Source organism: Salmonella sp. SAL03688 (genome assembly GCF_046551895.1).
GTDB classification, from domain to species: domain Bacteria; phylum Pseudomonadota; class Gammaproteobacteria; order Enterobacterales; family Enterobacteriaceae; genus Salmonella; species Salmonella enterica.
This window is the reverse complement of sequence record NZ_JBGDVI010000067.1, coordinates 1-466: the sequence shown is the minus strand read 5'-3', so window position 1 is coordinate 466 and position 466 is coordinate 1. Positions and strand designations below refer to the sequence as shown.

Genomic DNA, 466 nt, shown 5'->3' with positions numbered 1-466 from the left:
ACCTTCGGGAGGGCGCTTACCACTTTGTGATTCATGACTGGGGTGAAGTCGTAACAAGGTAACCGTAGGGGAACCTGCGGTTGGATCACCTCCTTACCTGAAAGAAGCGTTCTTTAAAGTGCTCACACAGATTGTCTGATGAAAAGTAAATAGCAAGGCGTCTTGCGATTGAGACTTCAGTGTCCCCTTCGTCTAGAGGCCCAGGACACCGCCCTTTCACGGCGGTAACAGGGGTTCGAATCCCCTAGGGGACGCCAGCGTTCAAACTGATGAGGTCAAACCTCCAGGGGACGCCACTTGCTGGTTTGTGAGTGAAAGTCACCTGCCTTAATATCTCAAAACTGACTTACGAGTCACGTTTGAGATATTTGCTCTTTAAAAATCTGGATCAAGCTGAAAATTGAAACACAGAACAACGAAAGTTGTTCGTGAGTCTCTCAAATTTTCGCAACACGATGATGAATCG

General features: G+C 47.6%; 1 tRNA gene and 1 rRNA gene. Both read left to right on the top strand.

What is annotated here, in order from left to right:
- Window positions 1-96: ribosomal RNA gene (locus ACLJR2_RS23745) — 16S ribosomal RNA — on the top strand; the annotation flags it as partial.
- Between the two features lie 85 nt (window positions 97-181).
- Window positions 182-257, top strand: a tRNA-Glu gene (locus ACLJR2_RS23740).
- Window positions 258-466: the final 209 nt, after the last annotated feature.